This window comes from Desertihabitans aurantiacus (assembly GCF_003344635.1).
Lineage (GTDB): Bacteria > Actinomycetota > Actinomycetes > Propionibacteriales > Propionibacteriaceae > Desertihabitans > Desertihabitans aurantiacus.
The window spans coordinates 1-2,949 of the sequence record NZ_QPKK01000365.1 but is presented as its reverse complement, the minus strand read 5'-3'; the positions used below and the strand labels follow the sequence as shown (position 1 = coordinate 2,949).

2 protein-coding genes are annotated in these 2,949 nt (G+C 74.9%); one reads left to right on the top strand and one right to left on the bottom strand.

Annotation, left to right across the window (positions count from 1 at the left end; genetic code table 11):
* Positions 1–1,987: DEAD/DEAH box helicase (locus DVA66_RS18950; RefSeq protein ID WP_198671948.1), on the top strand; the 1,987-nt coding region annotated here is incomplete at its 5' end.
* Positions 1,988–1,991: 4 nt separating this feature from the next.
* Here DVA66_RS18950 and DVA66_RS18945 read toward each other — a convergent pair.
* A partial coding sequence (locus DVA66_RS18945; protein WP_114561409.1) for a Gfo/Idh/MocA family protein occupies positions 1,992–2,949 on the bottom strand: 958 nt, incomplete at its 5' end.

Genomic DNA, 2,949 nt, shown 5'->3' with positions numbered 1-2,949 from the left:
CGGCCAGCACGGGCCCGGGACGCTGGCCGCCCGCCGCCGCTACCGCGGGCTGGAGGCGATGGACCTGCAGCGCGACCGGCTGCCCGCGCTGCGGGCGCTGGCCGCCGCCACCGAGGCGGTGGAGCTGGTCGAGGTCGGCACCGAGCCGGAGTTCCGGCCCGCCACCGGCTCCCCCGTCGTGCGTTTCACCAGCTCCGCCGAGGCGCACCGGGAGGGCCGCACCGACTGGCTCGAGCTGGAGGTCGTGGTGGTCATCGACGACGTCGAGCTCGGCACCGTCCACCTCGGGCTGGCCCAGGTGCTGGCGGCGCTCGCCACCGGCCAGACCCGGGTGGAGATCCGCCGCGGCGTCTACGTCGACCTGGACCGTCCCGAGCTCGACCAGCTGGCCCGGCTGGTCGAGGAGGCGCGGGCGGTGGTCGAGCAGCCACGCGACCGGGTGAAGCTGTCCCGCCACGACCACGACCTGCTCGCCGACCTGGAGGAGATCGGGCCCACCGACGAGCGGGTGCGGGCGTGGAGCCGGGCCGCGGCGGCGCTGCGCGACCTCGGCACCGTCGAGCCGCCACCGGAGCCGGCCGGGCTGCAGGCGGTGCTGCGGCCCTACCAACGCACCGGCTTCGGCTGGCTGAGCCTGCTGCACGAGCACGGCCTGGGCGGGGTGCTCGCCGACGACATGGGCCTGGGCAAGACGTTGCAGACCCTGGCGATGGTGCTGCGGGCCCGCGAGCAGAGCCCGGATGCGCCGCCGTTCCTGGTGGTGGCGCCCTCCAGCGTGCAGAGCACCTGGGTGGCCGAGGCGGAGCGGTTCGCGCCGGGGCTGCGGGTGCTGGCGATCACCGGCGCGGCGTCGCGGCGCGGCTGGGGGCTGGACCGGCTGGCCGAGGGCGGGGTCGACCTCGTCGTCACCACCTACACGCTGCTGCGGCTGGAGGCCGAGGGCTACGCCGCGCTGCCCTGGGCCGGGCTGGTGCTGGACGAGGCGCAGCTGGTGAAGAACGCCGCCAGCGCCACCCATGCCGCCGTCCGCGGGATCGAAGCCGGGTCGCGGTTCGCCATCACCGGCACGCCGATGGAGAACAACCTGATGGAGCTGTGGGCGATCCTCTCGGTCGTCGCGCCGGGGCTGTTCCCCCACGTCAAGGACTTCCAGACCCGCTACGCCCAGCCGATCGAGCAGGACGCCGACGCCGACGCCCTGGCCCGGCTGCGGCGTCGGGTCGCGCCGGTGATGCTGCGCCGCACCAAGGAGGTGGTGGCCGCCGACCTGCCCGCCAAGCAGGAGCAGGTGCTGAGCGTCGAGCTCGGGCCGCGGCACCGCCAGCTCTACGACACCCACCTGCAGCGGGAGCGGCAGCGGATCCTGCGGCTGCTGGAGGACCTGGACGAGAACCGGCTGACGATCCTGGCCTCGCTGACCCGGCTGCGACAGCTCAGCCTCGACCCGGCGCTGGTGGACGAGGACCATGCCGACATCGGCTCGGCCAAGATCGACCTGCTGGTCGAGCACCTGACCGAGATCGCCGCCGAGGGGCACCGGGCGCTGGTGTTCAGCCAGTTCACCGGGTTCCTCGCCCGGGTGCGGCAGCGGCTGGATGCCGAGGGCCTCGGCTACCACTACCTCGACGGGCGCACCCGCGGTCGGGCGAAGGTGATCGACGGCTTCCGCTCCGGGGACGACCCGGTGTTCCTCATCAGCCTGCGCGCCGGCGGGGTGGGGCTGACGCTGACCGAGGCCGACTACTGCTTCCTGCTCGACCCGTGGTGGAACCCGGCGGTGGAGGCCCAGGCGGTCGACCGGACGCACCGCATCGGCCAGACCCGCAACGTCAACGTCTACCGGCTGGTCTCCGAAGGCACCATCGAGGAGAAGGTGATGGAGCTGGCCCGGCGCAAGGCGGCCCTGTTCGCCAGCGTGGTCGACGCCGACTCGATGGCCTCCTCCTCGCTCAGCGCCGACGACATCGCGGCGCTGCTGGGGTCCTGAGCTCTCAACTCGGGTGCTGCGGGCGGAGCACGCCCTCGGGGAAGGCGGCACCGCGGTCGGCGAGCGCGGCCCGGTGGGCGCGGGTGCGCTCCAGGTCGGCGCGGGTGCCCACCGGCGGCGCGCCGGCGGTGGCCTGGTCGAGCATCTGCTGGGAGGTCGCCGATGCCAGCACCGCGTCCCGGGCGGTGGGCATCGCGGGTGGAGGGCGGCCGTCGAGGGCGTCGGCCAGGTCGCCGGCGAGGACGTCCAGCGCCTTGCCGCGGTAGGGCCAGGTCTCCTCGGTGGTGCCGCGGCGGGTGGTGCCGCGGACGGTGACCACGCGGAAGTCGTGCTCGAGCCGGAGGACGCCGTGGGTGCCGACCACCTCGACCGCGTTGCGGGCGGTCACCACGGCGGCGGCCTGGGCGTAGGCGAAGGTCTGCGACAGGTGCACCAGGGTGCCGTCGGTGAAGTGGCCGTGCACGTCGACCCACCAGGGGTCCGGCCAGTCCCACACCCGGAGCCCCACGGCGTGCCAGTCGGCGTACTCGCTGCCGGCGTACCAGCGGGCCAGGTCGACGTAGTGCAGGCCGCAGTCGTGGAAGGGCGGGCCCTCGCTGGCGTGGCCCTCCCCGGGCAGCAGGTCCGGGGTGAGGTGGGCGACGTCGACCGACAGCAGCCGGCCCAGCTCACCCGCGCCGACCCGTTCGACCAGGCTGCGGTGGTAGTCGGTGCTGCGGTTGAACAGGTTGACCGTCACCGCCTGCCCGCTGCGCTCGATCTCGGCCAGCAGTGCCTGCTCCTCTGCCACGGTCGCGGCCAGCGGCTTCTCGGCGAGGACGGCCAGGCCGGCGGCCAGCGCGCGGCGGACCAGCGGCGGACGGGCCCCGGCCGAGGTCACCACCGCCACCGCGTCGACGTCGCCGCGGGCCAGGGCAGCGTCGGCGTCGTCCAGCAGGAGGACGCCGGGGACGGCCGCGGCG